Here is a 26327-nt window from a genome sequence, read left to right as displayed (position 1 = left end):
GAAGAATAATAAGCTCTGCCATAATTCTTTCCGCGATGCTTATGGCATCTCGAACTTGTAGCCCACACCCTTTACGGTAGTGATGAGGTCTATGCCTACCTTCTGGCGTATCTTGCGTATGTGCACGTCTATGGTACGGTCGCCTACTATGACGTCGGTACCCCATACGCGCTGCAGTATCTCGTTTCGCAGGAAGACCCTGCCGGGCTTGGAGGCCAGCAGCGACAGCAGTTCGAATTCCTTCTTGGCCAGCGTTATATCGTTGCCCTGGTAGGTGACGGTGAACTTGGTCTTATTGATCTCCAGGTCGCCGAAGGTCTGCTTCTGGTCCTGGGTCTCGTCCTTGCGGAAGCGCCTGAGGGCAGAGCCTATACGGGTAACGAGGAGCTCGGGCTTTATGGGCTTGGTGATGTAGTCGTCGGCGCCTATTTTCAATCCCTCTATCTCGTACTTCATATCGTTGAGCGCGGTGAGGAATATGATGGCGGTATCGTCGAACTCGGGAAGGTTCCTCAGCTCTTTTATGGTCTCTATGCCGTCTTTGTTAGGCATCATCACATCGAGCAGGATGAGGTTGGGGCGGAACTCCTTTGCCTTGCGTATGGCTTCTACACCATCTCTTGCGGCGGCTATAAGGTAGCCCTTGCTTTTCAGATTATAAGTTATGAACTCGACTATATCCGGTTCATCGTCCACTACGAGTATTTTTCCTGGGAAAACTTCCATGTTGCTACACTGATCGGGTGCAATATTAGAACACACCTTGTGAACAAAAAAAGATACTGCATTATAAAATTGTTAAGTGATAAGGCCCGTTAACAAAGCGAAAGCGGCAATGACGTTCATCACTGCCGCTTTGTTATACCGCTTCGTTCATTATCATTACTTTAATGATACCTCGCCGGCGCCTATGATGTAGCCTTCGTGGTATATCTCTATTTTGTACACACCCCTGGCATAGTCGCCGTTCTGGTGCCAGTCGGCGGTCACGCCGTTCACTTTCTGGTTCTGTGTTAGCGATATGCTCTTTGCCAGCGTGTAGGACAGGTGATCGCCCTTTGAAGTAGTGATCATGCCCGAGCCATTGGCAGCGCTGTTGAGCGTAGTGCCATCGGGGGCCAGTATGCGCAGGTGCAGCAGCTTGGTGCCGCTCTCGGCTATACGGTTCTCATCTATATCGAAGGTAACGCGCATCACATCGGCCCTTTTGGCTTTAGATGTCTCTCTTTCCTTACCGTTCTTTTTCAGGCGCACGGCTTCCAGCTTTATGTTGGAGGCATGCAGTACCGATGCCAATTGCTTCATGGCTATGTTCTGCGTAACGGTAGAATCGCGCTCGCGGGTGAGCACCTTGTTCTCTCCGGTGAGCAGCGTGTTCTCTTTTTCCAGCTCGGCTATGCGTGCTTCGTACTCCTTGGTCTTGTCGTTGAGGCTGGCTATGAGGGCGCGTGCCTGGTCCAGTTCGGCCTGGGTGGCATTCTTCTTGTTCAGTATGCTGCGTATCTGGCCCTGCAGTTTGCTCATGGCGGCCTTATCGCTCTTCAGCATGCTATCGAGCTTGGAGTTGTCGGTCACCAGTTGGTCTATCTTCACGGTAGCGGCATCGAACTCGGCCTTCAGAGCGGCCTGCTCTGTATTGAGGGAGTCGAAGCTCTGGTTCTTCTGCTGTATATCGGCAGCGTTCTGCTGTGCCATCTGGCTCTTGCTCATGAAGAGGTAGATGCAGCCTGCGAGCAGTATGAGGATGACCACCCAGTAGATCATGGAACTGTTCCTTTTGGGCGAGTTGTTCTTTAATGGTTCCTGTGGATCGATACGATCGATTTGGCTCATAATTCTGGAGTTTGATTATTTTGTCAAAACTGTTAGCAAGTAGAAGTGAAGATCACACCGCAAATATAATACTGTTTTATATAATGGAGCAGCAAGGAGGTATTTTGTTCGTTGATATAGAGACCGCGCCCGTACAGGCCGAATGGGCGGACCTATCTGTGGAAATGCAGGCCGAGTGGACCCGAAAGGCCCGCCTGATAAGGCATACAGGCGATGAGCAGCCGGATCCGGCCGCTATGTATGGCGAAAGAGCGGGCATCTATTCGGAATTCGCGAGGATAGTATGTATCGGCTTCGGCAGCATGTATAATTCCGCTACAGGATGGAAGTTGCGGCTGAAAGCCATAGCGGGCGAGGACGAAAAAAAGATCTTGCAGGAATTTAACAATGTGATAGCCAGAATAATAGGCCTGCAAGGCGATATACGCTTCTGCGGGCACAACATAAAAGAGTTCGATATACCGTTCATTTGCCGCAGGTCGGTGATCAATAATGTACCGTTGCCACCGGCGCTGCAGTTATCGGGCAAGAAACCATGGGAGGTGCAGCATATAGATACCATGGAACTGTGGAAGTTCGGCGATGTAAAGCATTATACATCACTATCGCTGCTGGCCACCATACTGGGCATACCATCGCCCAAGACGGATATGGATGGCAGCCAGGTGGGAGAAGTGTTCTGGAAGGACAAAGACCTGGACAGGATAAGCAAGTACTGCATGAACGATGTGCTGACCGCAGCAAGAGTATACCTGAGACTAAAAGGAATAGACAACATAGACCTGCAACCCGACCATGCTGATGTGTAAGCCTCTCCCGGGGAGAGGGCGTTAATGTCCTCGCTATCGCCCGATAATTTGAAATACACCTTGCCGTATAGCCGCTGTGCATTTTCCATTCTACCTTTACAGCATGGCGAACAGGCTAATAAAAGAACAGAGTCCATACCTGCTGCAGCATGCGCACAACCCGGTGGACTGGTACCCATGGGGCGACGAAGCATTTGAGACCGCAAGGCAGCACAACAAACCCGTGCTGGTGAGCATAGGTTATGCCGCATGCCACTGGTGCCATGTGATGGAGCGCGAAAGCTTTGAGAACGAGCAGGTAGCTGCGCTGATGAACGAATACTTCGTGTGCATAAAAGTGGACCGCGAAGAGCACCCCGATGTGGACCATATGTACATGGATGCCGTGCAGGCCATAAACGGCAGTGGCGGCTGGCCGCTGAACGTTTTCGTAACGCCGGATAGGGTGCCATTCTACGGTGGTACCTACTACCCGCCCAGGCCTGCCTACAGCAGGCCATCGTGGCCGCAGGTGCTGCAGCGCATGCACGAGATATGGCACGAACAGCATGATGAAGTGACACTGCAGGCAGGCCAGATGCTGCAACACCTGCGGCAGGCATCTATGCGGGTATCGGTAGCAGCAGATGCCGTGCTGAACACGGATATGTGCAGGCAGATAGCCAACAACCTGCTGGCGCAGGCCGATGCAGAGAAGGGTGGCTTTGGCAATGCGCCGAAGTTTCCCGGTACTATGGCCATAAGCTACCTGCTGGAACACTATAAGTATACAGGTCACGAGCCATCGCTGGCACATGCGCTACTGAGCCTGGATGTCATGATAGAGGGCGGTATATATGACCAGCTAGGCGGAGGCTTTGCCCGCTATGCCACCGACCGCGACTGGCTGATACCCCACTTTGAGAAGATGCTGTACGATAATGCTTTGCTGGTGCTGGCGCTGTGCGATGCATATGCCATCACCAGGAATGAAAGTTATAAGAAAGTGGTGATAGAGACCATAGATTTTGTGAACAGGGAATTAAAAGATACGAGCGGAGGCTTCTACTGCGCACTTGATGCAGATAGTGAGGGCGAAGAGGGCAAATACTATACATGGCAGTACGATGAATGGCTGGCCGCAGCAGGCGATGTGGACAACATAGCTGCGATGTACTATGACGTAACTGCGGCAGGCAACTGGGAGGGCACTAATATACTGCATGTGAACGCCGCCATAGAAGATATAGCCGCTACGGTACAAATACCTGCGGAAGAGGTACTGGCCGTGATAGGTAAGGTAAAGCAGAACCTGTACAATGCCCGCCAAGAGCGTATACGCCCCATGACCGATGACAAATGCCTGCTGGGCTGGAACGCGCTGATGAACATGGCGCTGTGCAAAGCAGGTACCACACTGGATAGCGATGAATACCTGGCGCAGGCCACAGCGCATATGCACTGGATGGTGCGTACCTACAAGGTAGATGGCACATGGCTGCATACATGGAAGAATGGCAGCGCACGCATACCCGCCAAGCTGGATGACCTGGCATACCTGGTGCAGGCCATGCTGCAACTGGCATCGGCCACGGGAGATAATGACCTCATAACCAGCGCGGCAGACATAACAGAGCTGGCCGTGCGCGACTTTGGCAGCGAGGATGGTTACTTCTATTACACACCTGCAGGCCAGCACGATATACCTGTGCGCAAAGTGGACCTATATGATGGCGCTACACCATCGGCCAACAGCTATATGGCACATGGCCTGCTGCTGTGCGGCATGTGCATGGAGCGCAGCGAGTGGATAGACCGTGCAGAGCGTATGCTACATGGTATAAGCGGCACGGTGGTGCGGTATGCCTATTCGTTCGCGTACTGGGCGCTGCAGGTGCAGCGGCATGTGATGGGACAGTATACAGTGGTATGTGCCGGAAAGGGCGCCGGGGCTGCGTCCCGCGAGCTGCGCCAGGCCTATGTACCAGGGGCATTTATGCTTAGTTGTGAAAAAGAAATATCCATACCGCCAATTCTTGCAAAAAAGTATTTTGATGATAATTTGTCTATATTTGTTTGCTCAAAAGAGGCCTGCTTGCCGCCGGTAAGCAGTGTCAGTGCGGCTTTGACCCATATCACCAAATAAAAAATAGTGTTAAAACAGTGCCTTCATTTCAAATTTTTAAAAGTTTGAATTGACGACATTTTTTCGCCGGAACTTGCATTTTTCAAAAAAACTTTGAATATTGTGCATCGGTTTTGTGTGACAGACAGTAACAAGCGTAAAATATTAGGTGCAATAATTGCAAAAACAATAGACAGTAGTATGAAAAAAACTTCCCTGAAGGTCTTGGCTTTAGCGTTGTCGGCTTTTGCTGCAAGCTGCGGAAATCCGGGCTCGAACGGCCAGCTTGTAGGTGATCAGACAAGGATGAATTACAGAGCACCATTACCTATAGGTATGATGTATATCCCGTCGGGTTCTTATAAAATGGGGGCAAGCGATGAAGACATACGCGGCAGGAACGACGCTAGTGTGCATACTGTGCAGATAGTAGGTTTCTACATGGACGCTACCGAGGTATCGAATGCTGAATACCGCCAGTTCACCAACTTCGTGAGAGACTCTATAGCGCACTTCATATTGGGAGACTTCAAGGATATGCCCGATGGTTCGCAGCATATCGATTACAGGAAGAGGATCAACTGGCGCGACCCTGAAGTACAGGACCAGCTGGCATCGCTGTACATACCTGCAGAACAATCTGGCTGGGGCCGTAAGGAGTTCGATGTCAGCAAGCTGAGGTATCACTACAAAACTTTCGACCTCGCAAGCTCGGTACAGAACAGGAACGACTCGCGTACGAAATATGTACAGGACCACGATCCGGAGATCTATCCCGATACCACGGTATGGATGCGCCAGTTCAACTATGCGTTCAACGAGCCTATAGCTATGCAGTACTTCTGGTTCACGGGCTTCAACAGGTACCCTGTGGTAGGTGTGAACTACAAGCAGTGCGAGGCCTTCTGCGAATGGAGGACACAACTGTGGAAGACAGAGCGTGAAAAGGCAAGGATGTATACCGAAAGCCGTTTCCGCCTGCCATCAGAGCAGGAGTGGGAGTGGGCAGCACGCGGTGGCCGCAATATGTCGCCATATCCCTGGGGCGGTCCTTACATCATCAACAAGAAGGGCTGTTACCTGGCCAACTTCAAGCCCCTGCGCGGCAACTACGCTGCTGACGGTGGCCTGTACACAGTGCCGGTGGATAAGTATAATGCCAACGACTATGGTCTGAAGAACATGGCAGGTAACGTATCGGAGTGGACAAGCTCGGCATACTTCGGCGGTTCTTACAACCAGATGGCAGATATGAACCCCAATGTTACCTACAACACCAACGACAATACGCCCCTGTTCATGAAGCGTAAGGTGGTGCGTGGCGGTAGCTGGCGCGACATACAGTACTACCTGCAGGTAAGTACCCGCGATTATGAATATGAAGATACTTCTAAGGCATATATAGGTTTCCGCTGCGTGTATACAGAAGTGGTACCTGCCCTGAGCAACAGGCGTCCTATGAGGTAATAGTAAATAGAACAACACTCACATCAACTATTATATTAAATACTAACAAGACAAGTAAAACCGGATAAAAATGAGTTCGATCACGCTATTTTTTGAAACCGACAGGGGTAAATATGTAAAGAACCTGATCATCGGTCTTGGTGCATCTGTGGTACTTTTGGGAGCACTTTTCAAGATACAGCACTGGCCCGGTGGTAGCATCATGCTTACCGCAGGTATGTCTGTTGAGGCATTCATCTTTGCGATGCTCGGTATACTTCCTCCTCATGCGGATTACTACTGGGAGCGTTTCTATCCGGATATCACCAAGAACCCCCATGTAGAAGCTCATGAGAAGAATGCGAACGCAATAAAGAAGGAATCTCCTGCCAAGGCACTGGATAAGATGCTGGAGGACTCACAGGTGAACCCTACTATCATCAAAAGGCTGGGTGAGAACTTCCAGAAGTTCGGTAACACAGTAGAGCAGATGAAAGATATAACAGAAGTGACATCGGCCACAGGCGCATACTCACAGAGCGCACGCGAAGCTGCTGACGCACTGGGCAAAATGAAAGATACCTTCGCAGGCGCTACCAAGACAATGGGTGCCTTCAACGTAGCAGCTGACGATACAATGAAGTTCCACGAGCAGGTAAAGGTACTGTCTAAGAACCTGGGCAACCTGAACCAGATATATGAAGTGGAACTGACCGATGCGAACAATCACCTGAAAGCGATGAACAAGTTCTACAGCAACCTGGTAACTGCCTCTGATGCAATGGCATCGAGCGCGAAGGATGCTACGAACACTAAAGACCAGATAGCGCTTCTTGCCAAGAATCTGACCACCCTTAACCAGATATATGGCAACATGCTTTCTGCAATGCAGGGTCGCTAATATAACAGGGAAAAAATATTACTAACGAATAGTAAAAGATAAAGAATGTCTATACCTAAAGAGCCGCGGCAGCTAATGATCAACCTCATGTACCTGGTGTTGACAGCCCTGCTGGCCCTAAACGTATCTAACGAGATCCTTAACGCCTTTAAGACGTTGAGTGTGAGTATCGACAAATCGAATCAGTCGATAGAGCTGAAGACCAATGAAGTATACCAGCAGATCATAGAGAATATGAACGCTCCCGGCCAAACGGAAAAAGTAAGACCTTATAAAGAGAAGGCCGATGAGGTAGTAAAGAAGAGCGATGAGATGGTGAAGTACCTGGACCAGTGGAAGCGCAGGATAGTAATGGAGGCCGGTGGCTACTCGCATACCGACAGCACTATGCCCGACAAGATGGACAACATCGACGCTACTACGCTGCTGCTGGTGGAGAAGAAAGGTGGCGATACGCTGAGGAACAGGATACTGGCCATGAGGGAGTTCCTGCTGCAGCAGATAAACCAGGCGGATACGGCTGCGATGTCGAAATCTATGCCACTGGCCATAAAGCCTGCGGATAAGAACGAGCACAACCCAAAGGCCGACTGGAACGTTGAGAACTTCGAGCACATGCCTGCTATAGCAGCACTGGCCCTGTTCTCTAAATTCCAGAACGACGTTCGTGCCAGCCAGCAGCTCATCATCAACAAGCTGTTCCAGGAAGCGCACCTGAAGGATATCAAGTTCGATACCATAGGCGCTGTGGCGCTGCCTACTACCAGCTATGCACTGGAGGGTCAGAAGATAGAAGCATCTATCATGCTGGCTGCCTTTAACAAGGCCAATAAGCCCGAAGTAAAGCTGATGGGCGGTGGTGGCTCTACGAAGCCTCCTGTAAATGGTGTTGTGCCATGGGAGACCGTAGCCAAGGGTACAGGCCTGCAGACAGTGCGTGGCCAGATAGTACTGAAGACCGAAGGCGAACCTATAATAAGGGATTGGAAATTCGAGTACATGGTGGGTACTACCGGTGCCTCTATGCAGCTTGACAAGATGAACGTGTTCTACATAGGCGTTGACAACCCCGTTACTGTGGCTGCTGCCGGTTACTCTGTAGAGGACGTATCGCTGGATATACCCGGAGCTACTGTAAGGGATTCTTCTGCGAAAGGCCACTTCATCATTCGTACAGATAATGCCAAGACAGGTACCAAGGTACAGGTGAACATAAAGGCAAAGACCAAAGAGGGCGCCAAGACAGTGGGTACCATGGAAGTGCGTGTAAAACGTATACCTGACCCTGTGGCCAAGGTAGGCGGTTCTGCCGGTGGCCCTATGGAGGCTGCGAAGTTCCGTATACAGATAGCCCCTGCTGCCCTGCTGGAGAACTTCGACTTCGACGCGAAATTCAAGATAATAGCATTCCAGTACAGCGCACTGCCTAAGGGCCGCGACATCGTTGGTCCTTTCAACACAGAGAACAGGGCTGTTGGTTGCCGTTTCACTGACAACGCCAACATCAAGAAGGCTGTAGAAAGTGCGCGTCCCGGGGATAAGATATTCATCGAGAACATAAAGGCGGTAGGTCCTGATGGACAGCCGCGTACTTTGAACTCGATAGTGTTATCTTTGTATTGATCGAACCTAGTGTAAAAATATTTAAACGAAGAAAGTATATGACCATTCTGAATGCATGCAAACTTACACTGGCCGCAACTCTTATGATGTCGGGTAGCTCTTTGTTTGCCCAAACAGGCACTGCCGATCCTTCAGTGCCCGCATCTTCGTCAGGTGTCACTTCCCAATGGCTGCCTTCGCGCACTGCCGATGGCGCATACGACCGTGTTCCTTTGAAAGACCGTAAGCGTGTGCCGGTACAATGGCAGTATGTACGCGAGGCGGACATACTGTGGAAAAAAAGGGTATGGCGCGAAATAAATACCCTGGAGAAGCAGAACATAGCCTTCAGGTATGCCGGCGATGAGCACACCGGTGGCGGTATGTTCATAGAAATTCTCATAGACGCCATAAAGAAGGGTAAGATAGTAGCATACAGCACATTCGACGACCGTTTTACCACTGTGATGACGAAAGAAGAGCTTTCGGCACAGATAGCAGGTAAGGTGGATACGGACTATGTGATAGACCCGATAGATGGTTCTGAAACTATGCGACTGAAGGTGACGGACTTCAAGCCGGAGTCTATAACCAAGTACAGGATAAAGGAAGACTGGATGTTCGACCGCAATGTGGGCCAGATGATAGTGCGTATCATAGGTATAGCGCCCGTAAAGGACATATATGATGACGCTACTAACCAGTATCGTGGTTCGCAGGCGCTCTTCTGGCTGCACTATCCGGATATCCGTGGCCTGCTGGCCAACTATGAGGCCGTGAATCCATACAACGATATGTTCAGGCCTACATGGGACGAATTCTTCGAAAGCCGTATGTTCTCGGCCCGTATCACGAAGGTGAGCAACCCTTACGGTTCTATATCGGGTGGTTATGGCGAGAGCTTCCAGGACAAACAGCTGTCTCCTATGGAGTCTCTGTATGAGGGCAAACGCGCCGCTGAAGAGATCTTCAACAAAGAGCACGATATGTGGGTATACTAATTCTGTGATCGATAAAATTTATGAGCCCCCGTTCCAACGGGGGCTTTTTAATAACCATCTTTGCAGCTACAATGACAAGAACCGAAAAACCTTCATTGGAAGTATGCCTTTCGCCGGCATTGCTTCATTTATATGATACAAAAGGCGCTATAGTTGTCATAATAGACATATTCAGGGCCACATCTACCATTACAGCAGCGCTACATAATGGCGCAGAGAGCGTGATACCTGTGGCGTCGGTAAGCGACTGTATAGCCATAGGGGCCAGCCTGCCCAACAGCCTGACGGCGGGTGAGCGTGATGGCAAGGTAGCAGAGGGGCTGCAGCACGGCAATTCGCCGCTGGAATACCCGACATCGTTCGTAAGCGGTAAAACACTGGTGCTGACCACCACCAACGGTACGCGGCTGCTGCACATGGTGCAGGATGCTGCCGAGATAGTGATAGGATCTTTCCTGAACCTGAGCGTACTGTGCGAATACCTGCTGAAACAGGACAAGAACATATTGCTCGGTTGTGCATCGTGGAAGGACAAATTCAACCTGGAGGACACACTTTTTGCAGGTGCCGTAGTACACAGGCTGCAACATGCCTTCGAGGTGAACTGTGATGCTGCAAGGGGCGCAAGGCATCTATACAACTGCTCAGGCGGCGACCATTTCATAGAGTTCCTTAAGGACAGCTCGCATTACCGACGCCTGTCGGCCTTTGGGCTGGAGCGCGATATGGAGTACTGTGTGACCGCCGACCTCCATCCTGTAGTGCCACGCCTGCAAGGAGACAGGATAGTTGCCATCTGATATAGACAGTTTCCGTAATTTTGCAATTGTTTTATTGCCGGATGGATGCCATTTGGCGATAAAATATATATCTTTATTTCTAACGGGCAATATCGCAAATGCGCCTAATTAACCGGATGCCAGATAAATGCGTCCGGCAATGAAGTTTTCGTAAATAAGTGGATACATGAGATACCTTGGCCTTATTTTCCTTTCGGTACTTTTTTCTTTCGCAGCACAGGCGGCGCTGCCTCCCATACTGGGCGTGACCGTGGTGTGTACCGGGGCTACAACTACCCTTAGTAATATAGTACCATCAGGCACCTGGAGCAGCAGCGATGTGACAGTGGCCACCATAGGCTCATCTACAGGCGTGGTGACGGGCGTAGCAGCAGGCACTACTACAATAACCTATACCGATGGTACCGACTTTGCCTACCAGGTAATGACCGTGAACGCATCGCCCACACCGGTAACAGGACCATCGACCATATGTACAGGTGCAACAGTAACATTCACCAGTACACCTGCGGGAGGCTCATGGAGCAGCACTACTTCAGCAGTAGCACCTATAGGCACTGGTACAGGTGTGGTTACGGGGGTGTCGGCGGGTACTACCATTATCTCTTATACAGGTACCAATGGGTGTACCAGCACAGCGGCACTGACGGTGTATCCCATACCTTCTATTACAGGGCCTTCGGCGGTATGTATAGGTGCGCCAGTGACCTTCTCGGGCATGATGCCCGGCGGCACCTGGAACAGCGATGTGCCATCGGTAGCCACCATAGATGGCGCAGGGCTGCTGACAGGCCTTACTACAGGTACCACCACTATAACCTATGCCATAAGCGGATGCTCTAATACAAAGATAGTAACGGTGAATACGGCCGTAGGGCCAATAACAGGCACGCCACAGGTATGTGTGGGCCTTACCACCGCATTGAGCAATAGTACCAGCGGCGGCACATGGGTATCTACCAGTCCGTCGGTAGGTACTGTGGGGGTCTCTACAGGTGTTGTTACAGGTATCGGCACAGGTACTACCATCATATCATATATCATATCATCGGGCTGTGCGGCCAGCGTAGTGGTGACGGTAAATACTACGCCCGGCTCTATAACAGGTACGGCCACGCTGTGTGCAGGCGCTACTACCACGCTGAGCCCTACGGGCGGTGCGGGTGGTACATGGGCATCGGGCGCTACGGCCGTGGCTACCGTAAGCGCTAGCGGCATAGTATATGGTGCAGGCGTGGGCACTGCGGCTATTACTTATACAGCGGGTGTATGCGGCAGTGCAACACGCGTAGTGACAGTATCGTCATCGTGCTCGGGCACACCGGTGCCGGGCGCTATAACGGCCAGTGCGCCGCTGGTGTGCATAGGTACGCCGCTGACGCTGAACCTGCCTGCCTATACGCCGGTATGCGGCCACCTGAAACAATGGCAATATTCTGCCGACGGCGCTTCGTGGAGCGACCTGCCGGGAGCCAATACAGTGCCATATACCTACAACCCCACAGCAGCCTATTACTATCGCTGCAAGCTGACGTGTGCATCCAGCGGGCTGTCGGCATTTTCGGGGCCTGTATATGTGGCCGTGAATTATTCCATAGGCTCGCATACAGCTATTTCTGATGCAGGTCTTACATACTGCGACCTGGCCCACTTCACGGTAACGGCCTGTGGTGTATCCAGCGCGTTCAGTGTAGTCACATCGTTCGGCGATGGTACCACTGTTACGAGCGCCATGCCATCGGGCAGTGTATCGTTCGACCATATGTACTCCATGGCAGGAACATATACCGTACGGCACGAGCTGTATGTGGGCAGCACACCTGTAGATACGGTAGTATTCAGCTTCAGCTACCTGCCATGCTATACGCTACCTGTGCTCCTGTATGCCGATAATAATGGCAACTGTGCCAAAGATGTGGCAGAGCCTTTCAATGTAACGCCTGTGGCCATACGCATAGACTCTAACAGTGTGCCCATAGATACAGTGCTGATAACGAGCGGCACTTACTACAGGGCGCGTGGTGGCGTAGGCACCATTTACGCATTCCGCCCCGTGATGCTGACAGGTGGTGTGGTGTCGGCTTGCGCAGGCGGTGTGGTGTATGATACCATTGTCTCTACCAGCGATATATACCCCGCAAGGTATATAGGCCTGAGCTGTGGCGGCGCACTTGCACACGACCTGCGGGTAAGCGCTACATCGATAGCCAGGCAGACCTTCCAGACCTTCGAGATAGTAGTATCGAACCCGACATGTGCTACCACATCGGCTACGGTGATGTTGAAATTCAGTCCGAAATACGCCTATTATTCTGCATCGCCTGCCCCGGCATCGGTAGGCAGTACGGTCATTACATGGAACCTTACGGGCCTGAACTCTTTCTCGTCGCGCACCATATCAGTACGCGTGCAGCGTCCCTCATCACTGGCGCCGCTGCTGCCCGGCGATACAGCGAATGCCATCATTAGCGTAACGCCCACCACCGGCGACCTTGATACTACCAACAACATCATTATAAGGACAGATACGGTAAGGGCCGGTTATGACCCCAACGACCTGACCGTGACCCCTGCCGGCTACATACTGCCATGCACATGGCTGGAATACAGGGTGCGCTTTGAGAACACCGGCAATGATACGGCACGCAATATACATGTGCTGGACACACTGCCTGCGGGTGTGATACCCGCTACATTGGAGGTACTATCGGCCAGCCACGGCATGACGGCATCGGTAGTGAACGATGGTGTGCGCAACATAGCCAAGTTCGACTTTGCAGGTATAAACCTGCCCGATAGCTCGCACCACAACCTGTGCAATGGTATGTTCACATTCAGGATAAAGACACTCACTGCATTGCCCGATGGTACGGACATCATGAACCGCGTGGGTATTTACTTTGACGAGAATGCAGTGGTGATGACCAACCAGGTGAACAACATAATAGGCATAGCGCCTATACAGGGCCCCGATCATGTATGCCTTGGTCATCCCGATACTATGTCGAACACGACACCGGGTGGTGTATGGGCCAGCAGCACCCCTGCTACAGGCACCATAGCTGCCAACGGCATAGTGACGGGTATAGTGGCCGGTACCACTGTGATAAGCTATACGGTGAGCAATAGCTGCACATCGCGCACGGCTACTAAGACAGTGACAGTGAGCCCCATAGCAGTACCAACGGTAACGGTATCTACACCCGACCTGACAGTATGCTCGGGATCGCCTGTGATATTCACCGCAGTACCTGCACATGGCGGTACCACACCTGCCTATGTATGGAGCGTGAACGGAACAATAGTGAGCGCAGGAATGGCATACTCCTACCTGCCTGCTACAGGCGATATGGTATCTGTGATGATGACCAGCAGCGAGGCGTGTACATTGCCCAATGTAGTGGCGGATACCATAACCATGACGGTACTGCCCACAGGTATGCCTGTGGCGCTGATATCGGTAAGCCCTAACGATACCACATGTGCCACCACACCGGCCACATTCATCGCTACCAATGTAATGGGTGGCGCAGCACCGGGTTACCAGTGGTATGTGAACAGCGCACTGTCTGGCACAGGGGCAACATATACTTATACACCTGCCAATGGCGATGTGGTGCATGTGCGCATGGGCAGCAATTACCAGTGCCGCACGGCCGATACCGTGGCCAGTGGTACCATAAACATGACCGTAGACCCGCTGTACCTGCCTATAATAAGCATTGCTGCCATCCCCGGTCTTACAGTGAATGCGGGTGACCCCATCACCTTTGTGGCCAATGTGATAGATGGCGGACCAATGCCCATATACGAGTGGTATGTGAACAGTACCCCTGTAGCAGGGGTGACCACAGGCACATTCACCACTACTACACTATCGGACTACGACTCGGTGACGTGCAGGGTAACGGGTAGCGGTACATGCAGTATCACTTCATTCAACTCGGTATTCGTGACCATATTGCCTGTGGGTGTGCCGCATGTAAGCGGCGATGTGAATGTGAGCATATTCCCGAACCCCAATAATGGCGACTTCAGGATAAAGGCCAATATGGGTGGGGCCACCACCAATGATGTGCTGATAACAGTGAACGATATGCTGGGCCGTACAGTATACAATGCACTTGCCACACCAAGGCGGGGCAGCATAGATACTATGGTGCAGCTACCGGCAAGCGTAGCCAATGGCGTATATATGCTGGGGCTGCGCAATGGCAATGAGCTCAAAGTGTTCCGTTTTGTTGTGGACAGATAACAGGAAGAGTGAGCAATGATACAGTAGGGTCTGTGACATAATGGTATATGATGAGCGGGATGCGATCGTGCGTTGGCATGGTGGCATCCCGCTCTTAGTTGAAAAAATATATTCTATACCTGAAAATACACCCAATGAAAAAGATCCTACTCTTCCTGGTGCTGCTTTCCTGCACCCTTCTTTCAAAAGCCACTACGGGGCTCATAACCGGGGCATTTACTGTATGCATAGGTCATACCGTTACTCTTAGCTGTACGCCGCCGGGGGGCACATGGGCCAGCAGTGCGCCCGGTATAGCCTCTATAAATATATCGACAGGTGTGGTGACAGGCCTTGGGCCGGGCACTACCACCATTTCGTATACCGAGAGCGGCAATGTATCTACCGCCGTGATGACGGTATATGCCACCCCGGCAGCTATATCGGGTCCTTCTACCCTTTGCCAGGGCGATACCCTGACAATAGGCCCCATGGCAGGCGGTACATGGAGCAGCAGCCCGCCTGCAGTAGGTACGGTAGGCACTGTGGCAGCACTGTTCGGCATATCGGCGGGTACGGTGGTGGTGACCTACACGACAACCACAGGCTGTTATACCACTAAGATATTTACAGTGAACCCGACCGTGGGGGATATAACAGGTACTACATCGGTATGCCTGGGCGCTACCGTAACACTGAGTATAGCATCGGCAGGGGGAACATGGAGCAGCAATGCGCCATCGGTAGTATACATGAACATGTCTACGGGCGCTATGACGGGAGTAGGCGTGGGTACGGCCACCATAAGGTATGTGCCCGCTACAGGCTGCCAGGGCACAAGTGTAGTGACCGTGAACGGTCTGCCATCGCCCATTACCGGTGCAGCATCGGTATGTGCGGGCAGCAGTATACTATTAAGCTCGGCATCGACCGGGGGGACATGGGAGAGCTCTGCACCGGCCGTGGGCACGATAAACGCTACAGGTGTTTTCACGGGCATAGCAGCGGGTACAGCTACGGTGAAGTATACGTTGTCGACGGGTTGCTTCACATCGATGGTGGTGACCGTGAACGCACTGCCCGATAACATAGCGGGTAGTGGGCATGTATGCGTAGGTGGTACTACTACCATGAATTGTACTACCGCAGGTGGTATATGGACAAGCAGTGTACCGGTGGTGGGTACCATTTCTCCTACGGGAGTGATAACGGGCCTGGCGGCGGGTATCACCAATATATCGTATATGCTGTCTGCAACGGGATGTTATAAGACAATGGCGGTGGCAGTGGATGCTCTGCCGGTGTCTTTGACCGGGCAGATGGTGTGTAAGAATGCATCCATTACGCTAACGGGTATACCCGGAGGCGGCACATGGAGCAGCAGTGATGCCACCACAGCCACAATAACCATAACCGGAGTGCTGACAGGCCAGAACACGGGCACGGCGATCATTACCTATACGCTGCCTACCACATGCCGCACTACTACTACTGTAACGGTGAATGCGCCGCCGACAGCTATACTGGGTGACCTGGCATTCTGCGACGGATTGGTGACCACACTTTCGTGTACAACGCCGGGTGGCACCTGGAGCAGCAGCAATGCTGGTGTTGCCACCATCAACCCTGCATCGGGTATAATGGTGGGGCTTAGTGGAGGGACAGCGCGTGTGAGCTACATAATGCCCAATGGTTGCCGGGCGGAGGCCGTGGTGACGGTCAATAATTTGCCTATGAGTATTTTCGGGACCATGCAGATATGCGTGGGTGGTACCTCTACGCTCAGCAGCGGGCCCGTGGGTACATGGAGCAGCTCTAATACATCGGTGGCCACTATTGATGCCGCGGGAACGATGAGAGGAGTGTCTGCGGGAGCATGTGTCATTACCTTCGCTACTCCCAGCAACTGCAGACGTACTGCATATGTTACCGTGAACCCTCTTCCCGCAGCTATAGTTGGCGCGGCATCGGCCTTTTGCCCCGGCTCTACAGCTACACTATCCAGTGCTACGATAGGCGGTACATGGGCAAGCGATAATGATGCCGTAGCGACCGTGAACATGTTCACAGGTGTGCTAACGGCGATGAGCCCGGGTACTACTACTGTTTCTTATACTGTGGTCACAGGGTGCAGTGCCTCTGCACCTGTGATGGTAAGTACATCGGCACCATGCTCGGGTATGCCGGACACGGCTACGGCGAACGCATCGGCCACCACAGCGTGTGTGGGCAGTACGGTATCGCTGAGCGTGGAAATGGGAGGTGCGCCATGTGGTATAGATTTCCAGTGGCAGCAGAACACAGGTGCGGGTTGGACAAACATAACAGGAGCTACCAACTGGACGTATAGCGCGCCGGTATCGGCGGCTGTGCAGTACCGCAATGTGGTGAGCTGCGGCACAAGCGGGCTGTCGCGCATTTCTTCGGAGGTAGCTATAACGGCTACTGCAGGAATAGATGTGCATAGCGTAGTGCCCACAACAGATACATCGTGCTATGCTACACGCTTTCATGTGTCGTCTTGCGCATATGGGCCACTTATGGCGGTGCATACTTACTTCGGCGATGGTACCGATGCCGTACAGGCATTGGGCGGTACCACGAGCGGAACGGCACAGGTATATCATGTGTACAGCTCGCCGGGTAGCTATACTGTGAAGCATGTGCTGCTGAACGGTGGCGTACCCAGTGATTCGGTGTCATTTTCTTACGAGCATTATTTCTGCCGCACAATACCTGTGAAATTCTACAGCGACAATAATACCAACTGCAACTTCGACGGTGGTGAGGCATACAATATGCTGCCCGTGCTAACCGCGATAGATTCTGCAGGGGTGCCTATAGATACCGTGGTATCTACCAGTGGTTTCTTCTACCAGGTATATGGTGCGCCCGGAACGGTGTATGGGTTCAGGCCCATGGTGGTGCATTCGGGTTTTGTTATATCCTGCCTGCCGGGGGGGGTACTGTATGATACCGTTACCACCGATGCCACATTCTCTACCAACTATATAGCCACCAATTGCTCTGGCACGCCCGGTGTGGATGTGGCTGTTGCAGGTACTATGCGATGCGGCAGGCATACTGCGCGGTACGATATGGTGATCAATAATTATCACTGCGATGCCACCAGCCCTACGGTGACCTTTACATTCAGCCACAAATACGACTACCAGTATGCTACCATAACCCCTACAACGGTAGCGGGCAATACCATAACGTGGAACCTGCCACCGCATACTGTATCTACAGGGCCTACCTATATGACAGTATACCTGGAGCGCTATGAGCCACCTACCAACTGGCTGATGCCGGGCGATACAATAGCCAGTACTGTAACAGTAACGGCAGGCAGCGGAGAGACCGACCTGGCCAACAATACTGTGAGTCGCATAGATACCGTTAAGTCTTCCTACGACCCGAACGATATAATGGTAACGCCTGCGGGCAACATACTGCCATGTGCGCAACTGCAGTACCGTGTACGCTTCGAGAACATGGGCAATGCCGCCGCAGAGAACGTGCATGTACTGGATACACTATCGGAGTACCTGGACCCTGCGAGCATAGCGCCCGTGATAGCATCGCATGCCATGAACATATCTGTGATGAACGATGGCGGGTATACCATAGCACGTTTCGACTTCCCTGACATACAACTGGCAGACAGCTCTCAGCATGACGACAATAAGGGCATGGTGATATTCAACATCAATGCGCGTAACGGTGTACCCGATGGTACGCACATCAGGCATCGTGTAGGTATATACTTCGACGACAATCCTGTGGTGATGACCAACGAAGTAGAGAACATAGTGGGCATGCCTGCTATAACAGGTGATGATACGGTATGCGCAGGCGACCGCATATTGCTATCCAATGCGCTGCAGGGTGGCGTATGGGCCGCCGGCAATGCATCGGCAACGGTGGCGGGTGGCCTTGTGTCGGGCATAGCGCGCGGGCTGGATACCATCAGCTATACCGCAACCAACAGTTGTGTGACACGCACGGCCACAAAGAAAGTATTTGTAGAGGAGCTGCCTGTGGTGCCTGGTATAACAGGCATGAACATACTATGCCCTGCATGGGTAGTAGTACTGAACAATGCCACGCCATCGGGCATATGGTCGTCGGGCAATGTGGCTGTGGCTACGGTAGATGCGGGTGGCCTGCTCACAGGTGTGAGCGCCGGTACGGCAATGATATCTTATGCGGTTACCAACTACTGCGGCACCACTGCCAGTTCCGATACCTTTACCATACAGCCAATGGTGACACCGTCTGTTACCGTAACATCGGACGCGCCGGGCATACTGTGTGCAGGTACTGCGGTGCTATTTACAGCCACGCCTGTGTATGGTGGTGTGGACCCCACCTATACCTGGTATGTGAACGGCGAGATAATACAGGGCGAGCTGGCAGATACACTGCTGTATACACCCGTGCAGGGCGATGTGATCACATCCAGACTCAGTAGCACAGAGCTATGTGTGACCGACAACTATGCCCATGACGATATAGCGATGCATGTGACCAGTAATGTGCTGCCGGCGGTAAGTACCACCACAGCGCCTATGGGCACATTGTGCCAGGGCAGTATGGCGGCCTTCATAGCCAAACCCACCAATGGCGGAACAGCACCTGCCATATGGTGGCTAAGGAATGGTGCCTTTGCAGGCAGCGGGCTCACCTATAACTATGTACCCACCCATGGCGATGTGGTGGTGTGCAAACTTGCAAGCACTTTGCCATGCATCTTTGCCGATACCGTATCGTCGGCAGGGGTCACAATGTCGGTAGATGCGGCCTACCTGCCTGTAGTGGGCCTGAACGCAAAGCCTGGCCTGACCGTTGAAGCCGGGAAGACCGCTACGCTGACCGCTACCGTGACAGGAGGCGGTAGCACACCCAAATATCAGTGGATAGTGAACAATATACCTGTGAACGGTGCTACCAATGCCACATTTGTGACCGATGAGTTGCGAGACGAGGATTCTGTGAGCTGCCATGTGAGGGGTAGTGGTGTGTGCGCTTATTACTCGTTCAACTCTGTGCGTATGCGCGTACTGCCTGCCACATTAGCTGTAGGTGCTGCAGGTGGCGCACTGGCTATGAGTGTTGTACCTAACCCCAGCAATGGCCAGTTCGCTATAACGGGTAATGTACAAGGTGCGACAACTGCCGGTATAGTAGTGCGCGACCTTGTAGGGCGCGAAGTATACAGCCGCCATATGGATGTGCGCAATGGCGTGGTAGATGACCGCATACAGCTACCCACAGGCCTGGCCAATGGCGTATATATGCTGGAGCTGCAGACCGATGCCGGCAATGCCGTATACCGCATAGTAGTGGATAGGTGATGAGGTGTGCGCCGGGCTAGGCAAATGATGTAGCTTTGAGCAATAAAACCATCGCTTGATCTCCGTAACAGAAGCAGAAAAGATAATACTGGACCATGCCCGTACCTATGGGGTGGCAGAAGTGCCGCTGGACAAGGCAGTGGGCAGGGTATTGGCAGAAGATATACTTGCCGACAGAGACCTTCCCCCATACGACCGTGTGACCATGGATGGCATCGCCATTCGTTACCGGGCCTTTGCCGAAGGCATGTGTTCTTTCCGTATAAAAGCTACCATGGCCGCGGGAGATATGCCCATAGATATAACTGCCGATGATGAATGTATAGAGCTGATGACTGGCTGTGCCCTGCCTGCTAGCACAGATACCGTAGTGCGGTATGAGGATGTGGAGATAAAAGAGGGCATGGCTACTATAACACCCGATGCCATAAGGCAGGGTGCCAATATACACCGCAAGGGTAGAGACAAACAAGCAGGCGATGCCGTAGCCCTTGCAGGCATCATGATAGATGCTGCCGTGATAAGCATAGCGGCATCGGTAGGACAGGATAGTATAAAGGCAAGGGAGGTGCCGCGGGTGGTGATCATATCTACAGGGGACGAACTGGTGGATGTGGACAAAGTACCCGGTGAATACCAGATAAGACGATCGAACAGCTATGCCATAAAGGCTGCGCTGCGGTACTATGGCATAGAGGCAGGTACAAAGCATATGAACGATGATGCCGCCATCATGCGGCAGCAGATAGGCGAGTGCCTGGCCATATACGATGTGGTGATACTGAGCGGAGGCGTATCTATGGGGCTGTACGATCATGTGCCGCAGGCGCTGCAGGTACTGGGGGTAGAGCAGTTGTTCCACAAGGTGCGGCAGCGGCCGGGCAAGCCCTTCTGGTTCGGGCGGTATGGGGCATCGGGTGCATTGGTATTCGCGTTCCCGGGCAATCCTGTATCGGCATTTATGTGTACCTATAGGTACCTGGTGCCGTGGCTGCATGCATCGCTGCATGGCGAGGCCGTGAGGCCACACTATGCTGTGCTGGGAGCGCATGTTACCTTCACGCCAAGGCTGCAATACTTCTTACAGGTAAGGGTACATGTGAGCGACACAGGTCAACTGGTGGCCATGCCCATAGAGGGCAACGGATCGGGCGATCATGCCAACCTGGTAGCGGCCAATGCCTTTATGGAACTACCCGAGGACAAAGATGAACATGAACAGGGGGCAGTATACATGATCTGGCCCTTCAAACGAATAGTATAAACGATGAACGAATTATCTCACCTGGATGAACAGGGCCGTGTAAAGATGGTGAACGTAGCGGCCAAAGAGGCCACACTGCGTACGGCCAGGGCGCGCAGCATAGTGGTGCTGCCGCAGGAAATGATGCGCCACCTGGAGCATGGCGATATACGGTCGAAGAAGGGGTCGGTGTTCCAGGCCGCTGTGATAGGCGGTATAATGGCCGCAAAGAGAACGGGTGAGCTGATACCACTGTGCCACCCGCTGGGTATGGATAGCTGCGATATAGAGATACATGTGAACGACAGGCAGGAAGTAGTGATAGACTGCACTGCCAGCATAACCGCAAAGACGGGTATAGAGATGGAGGCCATGGTAGGCGCCACTATGGCAGCACTGACCATATACGATATGTGCAAGGCCATGAGCCACGACATAGTGATAAAGGAAACAAGGCTGATAGAAAAAACGGGAGGCAAACGTGACTTCAGGAGAGAGGAGTGATATGGCGCCATTGTACGGGCTGGTACTGGCAGGCGGGCGCAGTGTGCGCATGGGGCGAGACAAGGGTGCCATACCGTGGCATGGGCGCGAGCAGCGCTACTATATGGCAGATATGCTGGCGCCGTTGTGCGAGCATGTATACATATCGTGCAGGGCAGAGCAGCAGGACGAGATAGATGCCGCATACCACACACTACCCGACAGCTATGAGGGTGGCGGACCGCTCATAGCCATCTTATCGGCATTCAGGGCGCGGCCGGATGTGGCGTGGCTGGTAGTGGCCTGCGACCTGCCACTGCTGGATGCCGGTACACTGAGATACCTGATAGCTAACAGGGATGCAAAAGGTATAGCTACTACATTTCGCGGGCCGGAGGATGGGCTGCCCGAACCACTGGTGACGATATGGGAGCCTGCCGCATATGCGATACTACTACAGCATATAGCCAATGGGTATAAGTGTCCGCGCAAGGCGCTTATCTTCAACGAGGCGAATGTGCGTATGCTGGATGCCCCCGATGCCGCCAAGATACTGAATGCCAATACGCAGGCCGATGCCGATAAGGTGATGCAACTACTAAAAGGAGACTAACGCTGTGCTGTGGCCTGTGTAGCGAAGGCCGGCGTGGACATTACGTCGTAGGCCATGCTGGATATGTTGGCTATTATGTCGGACAGGCGGGCCATATCCCTGCCGCGCGTCATTACCGATATGATGTAGGGATTCTTATCTACATACACTATGCCGCAGTCGTGCAGCTCTACGGTATTGCCATCGCCCCATTCGCCCATCTTGTGCGCTACGGCTATGTTCTTAGGTATCTTCTTTACAAGGCCTTCTTTGAAAGTAGATTCTGCCAGCAGCTCTGTGGCATATTCCGATGCGTCTATGGACAGGTAGGAGGCATTGAAAAGCAGCTCCAGGAACTTTGAATAATCGCGCGTGCTTACCTGGTAGCTATAATCGTGCATATTGGGTATGGTCAGTTTCATGGCTTTGAATGTTCCTTCAAAGACATTCATATCCATTCTTGTTACCAGCTCCATATTGGCATTATTATCCGAGTACACTATCATGAAGTGGAAAAGCTCTTTTATGGTATAGCTATGCCCCGGCTGCAAAGTGCGGGCAGAGTAATATTGGTTGGGCATGTCCTGGTGTGGTTTTTCGAATAGGAATTTCTTTTCCAGCAGGCCGGGTTCGCTTTCTGCCTTCTTCAGGTAGGCTATGAGCTGGGGCACCTTCAGCAGCGATGCAGGGTGGAACACATCGTTGGGGTTCACGTTCATCCAGCTTTCATCGGCCAGGCGGCGCAGGTATACCGATGCCTGTATGGCATTGCCTGCCTGCTGTTCCCTTTCTATATAGCTGGCTATGTTCATCTTCAGCGGCATCAGCGACCCTGCTTCGCAGTCTTTGGCTGCATTGGCTATGGGGCCTATATGGTTGAAGCCTGTGAGGCGCGTGACCCCGGGTGCGCAATCGGGGGTGGTCGCCATATCGGCCGATGCAGGTGCTTCTTCCGACCGGTTCTTTTTCAGTAGCATCGATGATATAAGATAGCTGGCGCCGGAGAAGACAACGATGCAGATGATAAGGTAATAAACGGGTATCTTCCTGGAGAACATAGCGCTGCGCTTTAGACAAAAATACTACCAGCCGCCGAGACAATATCGATAATTAACATATCGTACTTATTGGCGATCATTGTATAAGAGCCGGAAACTAGTTATTCCCCGTTGGTATATACCCGCTTCACCCGCTGCGATATGCCGGTCATTATCTCGTAGGGTATGGTACCCGCCCATGAGGCCAGTTGAGTAACTGCCAGGTCTTGCCCGAACACGATGGCCTCATCGCCCTCGGCCACGCCGGGTATGTCGGTAATGTCGGTCATGCACATATCCATGCATATACTGCCCACTGTGGGCGCCGGCCTGCCGTTGATGATGACATGGGCCTTGCCATTGCCCAGGCTGCGGGGGTAGCCATCGGCATAGCCTATGCATATGGTGGCTATGCGCATATCGCGCGGGGCTATGGTGTGGTGGCCATACCCTATGCTATCGCCCGCGGGTACATGGCGTACCTGTGCTATGCTGGTGCGCAGGGTGCTTACCTGCCGCAGCCTGCCCTGCAGGCTGGCGCTGCTGTCTATACCGTAGAGGCCCAGGCCCAGGCGCACCATATCGTACTGTAGCGAGGTGTGGCGGGCTATGCCTGCGGTATTGCACAGGTGCCTTATGGGTGTATAGGGCAGGTGCTGCACCAGCTTGCCGCTCATAGTATCGAAGGCGGCTGCCTGTTGGCGGGTGAAGTCGTCCTGCGCAGCATCGTCGCTGGCCGCCAGGTGGCTGAATATGCTGGCCACCTTTATACCCGGCTGTGCTGCTATGCGCTCTGCAAGTGCATCCATATCGGCGGCATTGAAGCCCAGGCGGTGCATGCCCGTATCGAGCTTGATGTGTACAGGGTACTGGCTCACCTGTAGTGTAGCTGCTATGGCCGTGAACGCATCGAACGAGCGGAAGTTGTACAGCTCGGGTTCCAGCTTCCACGCTATCATCCTGTCGAAGGAGGTGGCATCGGGGCTCATGACCATGATGGGCACCTTTATGCCTGCACGGCGCAGGGCCACGCCCTCATCGGTATAGGCCACTGCCAGATAGTCAATGCCTGCGTACTGCAGCAGGTTGGCTATCTCGTAGCTGCCACTGCCATAGGCAAATGCCTTTACCATGGCCATGGTGCGCACACCGGGCCTCAGCAGAGAGCGGTACACATCAAGGTTGTGGCGCAGTGCCGAAAGGTCTATGGACATGACGGTCTGGTGTACCTTCTGTTCCAGCAGCACACTTATCTTCTCGAAGGTAAAGGCGCGCGCGCCCTTCAGCAGTATGGCCTCTTTATCGAAAGAGAGCATGTGGAAGTTCTTCAGGAAATGCTCGGTAGACCGGAAGAATATGCTGCGCAGCTGCTTGTACTTGCGGAAAGATGCCTTGTTCTTGTACAGCGCCGGACCAATGCCTATGAAACGCTGCACATTGCGGCGGCTCATGTATTCGGCCACCTCGTCGTACAGGTCCAGGTCGCGCTTGCCGGGCTGCAGTATGTCGGACATGATGACGGTATGGTAGCTGTGCTGCCGCTGCTGGCCCAGGTAGTTGAGCGCCAGTTGCAGCGATGTGAGGTCGGAATTGTAGGTGTCGTTGATGAGGGTAGAATCGTTGATGCCGTGCTTTATCTCCATGCGCATGGAGATGGGTTGCAATCCCATCATGCGTTCCCGTATATCGTTTTGCGGCACGCTCAGCAGCAGCAGGGTACACCAGCAGTGTATGGCATTCTCTACAGAGGCCTCATCGGTAAAAGGTATGGTCACCTGTATCTCGCTGCCATCGTAGAGGGCCTGTATGGTGGTCTTGCCATTGGTGCTGTGGGTATGTGTCACCTGCAGGTCGGCGGCCTGCCTGCGCGACCAGGTGAATAGCTGTATGCCGCTGCTGCTGTCATTGCCACGCAGGGCGTGCGTATACTGTACTATGCACTCGTGCAGTTGCACCTGGTCGCTGCAGTATACCAGTTGCTTCACATGGCGGAAGAGTATGAGCTTCTCATTTATCTTTTGCCGGGTATTGAGGAAGCCCTCGCTGTGGGCCTCGCCTATGTTGGTGAAGATACCTATGTCGGGGTGAATGATGCGTTCCAGCTTTTCCATTTCGCCGGGCTGCGATATGCCTGCCTCGAAGATGGCCAACTGATGTTCCGGCGCCATAAGCCATACCGAAAGCGGCACGCCTATCTGCGAATTGTAGCTGCGCGGGCTGCGCACTATGCTGCGGTCTTCGCTGAGCAGGGCTGCCAGCCATTCCTTCACTATGGTCTTGCCATTGCTGCCCGTAATGCCTATCACCGGTATGTGGAACTGCTTGCGGTGTGCCGCAGCCACCTGTTGCAGTGCTGCCAGGGTGTCTTTTACCAGTATCACATTGCTATCCTGCGGCAGGGTGTCTATGGGGTGGGATATGAGAAAGTTGCGCACTCCGCGCTGCCAGGCATCGGCAATGAAGCCGTGGCCATCGCGCATGGGCGACCGCAGGGCTATGAAAAGGGTAGTTGCCGGGTCTTCTATATTGCGGCTGTCTATACACAATTCTGTCAGTGCGGCATCCTTGTCTGCCACTGCCAGCCATTCGCCCTGGCACCATCGTGCTATCTGTTCTACCTTGGTCATACCTGTTTTGCCCGTTAGTGGGCACACATTTTAGAAACACAGCAAATGTCGTGGTTGGGATGAAGAACAACAAAATGAGGATGAATGCAGATGGCGGGAATACGTTCTTGAAGGAAAGAATATGTTCATATTATAAAAATAATGCCGGCCCGAAGAACACGTTAAAGAGGTGTTATATGCATTGAGAATAAAAAAATTTATCTGATAGCAATTACTACCCAACTAAAATAAATTTTTGAATGTCTTGTATGGAAG

16 protein-coding genes are annotated in these 26327 nt (G+C 52.7%); 12 read left to right on the top strand and 4 right to left on the bottom strand.

The features are described from left to right. Positions 1 to 39: 39 nt before the first annotated feature. Positions 40 to 726, bottom strand: coding sequence for a response regulator transcription factor (locus tag ABD843_RS03945; protein WP_345078845.1), 687 nt, complete (start codon positions 724 to 726; stop codon positions 40 to 42). A 156-nt stretch (positions 727 to 882) separates the two neighbouring features. Beyond that, complete coding sequence (locus ABD843_RS03940; RefSeq protein WP_345078842.1) at positions 883 to 1833, bottom strand: hypothetical protein; 951 nt, start codon at positions 1831 to 1833, stop codon at positions 883 to 885. Positions 1834 to 1916: 83 nt separating this feature from the next. Between ABD843_RS03940 and ABD843_RS03935 the strand changes: the two genes are divergently transcribed. From ABD843_RS03935 to ABD843_RS03880, 12 genes are all read left to right on the top strand, one after another. Further along, a complete protein-coding gene (locus tag ABD843_RS03935) occupies positions 1917 to 2642 on the top strand; it encodes a 3'-5' exonuclease (RefSeq protein WP_345078839.1) in 726 nt (241 codons plus the stop codon). 103 nt (positions 2643 to 2745) lie between these two features. After that, complete coding sequence (locus ABD843_RS03930; RefSeq protein WP_345078836.1) at positions 2746 to 4767, top strand: thioredoxin domain-containing protein; 2022 nt, start codon at positions 2746 to 2748, stop codon at positions 4765 to 4767. Positions 4768 to 4947: 180 nt separating this feature from the next. Then, positions 4948 to 6213, top strand: a complete 1266-nt coding sequence (porK, locus tag ABD843_RS03925) for a T9SS ring complex lipoprotein PorK/GldK (protein WP_486348208.1) — start codon at positions 4948 to 4950, stop codon at positions 6211 to 6213. 70 nt (positions 6214 to 6283) lie between these two features. After that, the gene (gene porL / locus ABD843_RS03920; protein WP_345078830.1) at positions 6284 to 7093 is read left to right on the top strand and encodes a type IX secretion system motor protein PorL/GldL; all 810 of its coding nucleotides are present in this window, start codon (positions 6284 to 6286) and stop codon (positions 7091 to 7093) included. Between the two features lie 45 nt (positions 7094 to 7138). Next, entirely contained in the window at positions 7139 to 8716 is a 1578-nt protein-coding gene (gene porM, locus ABD843_RS03915) for a type IX secretion system motor protein PorM/GldM (RefSeq protein ID WP_345078827.1), read from the top strand. 38 nt (positions 8717 to 8754) lie between these two features. Beyond that, positions 8755 to 9696 (top strand): type IX secretion system ring subunit PorN/GldN, encoded by a 942-nt coding sequence (gene porN, locus ABD843_RS03910; RefSeq protein WP_345078824.1) that lies wholly within the window; start codon positions 8755 to 8757, stop codon positions 9694 to 9696. 71 nt (positions 9697 to 9767) lie between these two features. Beyond that, entirely contained in the window at positions 9768 to 10496 is a 729-nt protein-coding gene (locus ABD843_RS03905) for a 2-phosphosulfolactate phosphatase (RefSeq protein WP_345078821.1), read from the top strand. 166 nt (positions 10497 to 10662) lie between these two features. Continuing rightward, entirely contained in the window at positions 10663 to 14751 is a 4089-nt protein-coding gene (locus ABD843_RS03900) for a DUF7619 domain-containing protein (RefSeq protein ID WP_345078818.1), read from the top strand. Positions 14752 to 14885: 134 nt separating this feature from the next. After that, positions 14886 to 20090 (top strand): DUF7619 domain-containing protein, encoded by a 5205-nt coding sequence (locus ABD843_RS03895; protein WP_345078815.1) that lies wholly within the window; start codon positions 14886 to 14888, stop codon positions 20088 to 20090. Between the two features lie 55 nt (positions 20091 to 20145). Continuing rightward, positions 20146 to 21354, top strand: a complete 1209-nt coding sequence (locus ABD843_RS03890; protein WP_345078812.1) for a molybdopterin molybdotransferase MoeA — start codon at positions 20146 to 20148, stop codon at positions 21352 to 21354. A gap of 3 nt (positions 21355 to 21357) precedes the next feature. Continuing rightward, positions 21358 to 21837, top strand: coding sequence for a cyclic pyranopterin monophosphate synthase MoaC (moaC, locus tag ABD843_RS03885; RefSeq protein ID WP_345078806.1), 480 nt, complete (start codon positions 21358 to 21360; stop codon positions 21835 to 21837). 1 nt (position 21838) lies between these two features. Then, positions 21839 to 22429 (top strand): NTP transferase domain-containing protein, encoded by a 591-nt coding sequence (locus ABD843_RS03880; RefSeq protein WP_345078803.1) that lies wholly within the window; start codon positions 21839 to 21841, stop codon positions 22427 to 22429. On the opposite strand, the gene ABD843_RS03875 is transcribed toward ABD843_RS03880, so the two are convergent. Both ABD843_RS03875 and ABD843_RS03870 read right to left on the bottom strand, forming a co-directional pair. Continuing rightward, positions 22426 to 23466 (bottom strand): serine hydrolase, encoded by a 1041-nt coding sequence (locus tag ABD843_RS03875; protein ID WP_345078800.1) that lies wholly within the window; start codon positions 23464 to 23466, stop codon positions 22426 to 22428. The two genes, ABD843_RS03880 and ABD843_RS03875, sit on opposite strands and share 4 nt — an antisense overlap. Before the next feature lie 101 nt (positions 23467 to 23567). Next, positions 23568 to 26072, bottom strand: a complete 2505-nt coding sequence (locus tag ABD843_RS03870; protein WP_345078797.1) for a bifunctional UDP-N-acetylmuramoyl-tripeptide:D-alanyl-D-alanine ligase/alanine racemase — start codon at positions 26070 to 26072, stop codon at positions 23568 to 23570. Between the last annotated feature and the right edge of the window lie 255 nt (positions 26073 to 26327).

The organism is Nemorincola caseinilytica (genome assembly GCF_039540515.1).
In the GTDB taxonomy this organism is placed as follows: Bacteria; Bacteroidota; Bacteroidia; order Chitinophagales; family Chitinophagaceae; genus Nemorincola; species Nemorincola caseinilytica.
Note: the sequence above shows the minus strand (reverse complement) of the source record. Positions and strands in the feature narration are given on the sequence as shown.

Excerpts from the sequence above, each read along its gene's own strand:
- ABD843_RS03875 (WP_345078800.1), bottom strand. The coding sequence starts at position 23,466 with ATGTTCTCCAGGAAGATACCCGTTTATTACCTTATCATCTGCATCGTT.
- ABD843_RS03935 (WP_345078839.1), top strand. The coding sequence starts at position 1,917 with ATGGAGCAGCAAGGAGGTATTTTGTTCGTTGATATAGAGACCGCGCCC.
- ABD843_RS03905 (WP_345078821.1), top strand. The coding sequence starts at position 9,768 with ATGACAAGAACCGAAAAACCTTCATTGGAAGTATGCCTTTCGCCGGCA.
- ABD843_RS03945 (WP_345078845.1), bottom strand. The coding sequence starts at position 726 with ATGGAAGTTTTCCCAGGAAAAATACTCGTAGTGGACGATGAACCGGAT.
- porL (WP_345078830.1), top strand. The coding sequence starts at position 6,284 with ATGAGTTCGATCACGCTATTTTTTGAAACCGACAGGGGTAAATATGTA.
- ABD843_RS03870 (WP_345078797.1), bottom strand. The coding sequence starts at position 26,072 with ATGACCAAGGTAGAACAGATAGCACGATGGTGCCAGGGCGAATGGCTG.
- porK (WP_486348208.1), top strand. The coding sequence starts at position 4,948 with ATGAAAAAAACTTCCCTGAAGGTCTTGGCTTTAGCGTTGTCGGCTTTT.
- ABD843_RS03900 (WP_345078818.1), top strand. The coding sequence starts at position 10,663 with ATGAGATACCTTGGCCTTATTTTCCTTTCGGTACTTTTTTCTTTCGCA.
- ABD843_RS03930 (WP_345078836.1), top strand. The coding sequence starts at position 2,746 with ATGGCGAACAGGCTAATAAAAGAACAGAGTCCATACCTGCTGCAGCAT.
- moaC (WP_345078806.1), top strand. The coding sequence starts at position 21,358 with ATGAACGAATTATCTCACCTGGATGAACAGGGCCGTGTAAAGATGGTG.
- ABD843_RS03940 (WP_345078842.1), bottom strand. The coding sequence starts at position 1,833 with ATGAGCCAAATCGATCGTATCGATCCACAGGAACCATTAAAGAACAAC.
- porM (WP_345078827.1), top strand. The coding sequence starts at position 7,139 with ATGTCTATACCTAAAGAGCCGCGGCAGCTAATGATCAACCTCATGTAC.
- ABD843_RS03895 (WP_345078815.1), top strand. The coding sequence starts at position 14,886 with ATGAAAAAGATCCTACTCTTCCTGGTGCTGCTTTCCTGCACCCTTCTT.
- ABD843_RS03880 (WP_345078803.1), top strand. The coding sequence starts at position 21,839 with ATGGCGCCATTGTACGGGCTGGTACTGGCAGGCGGGCGCAGTGTGCGC.
- porN (WP_345078824.1), top strand. The coding sequence starts at position 8,755 with ATGACCATTCTGAATGCATGCAAACTTACACTGGCCGCAACTCTTATG.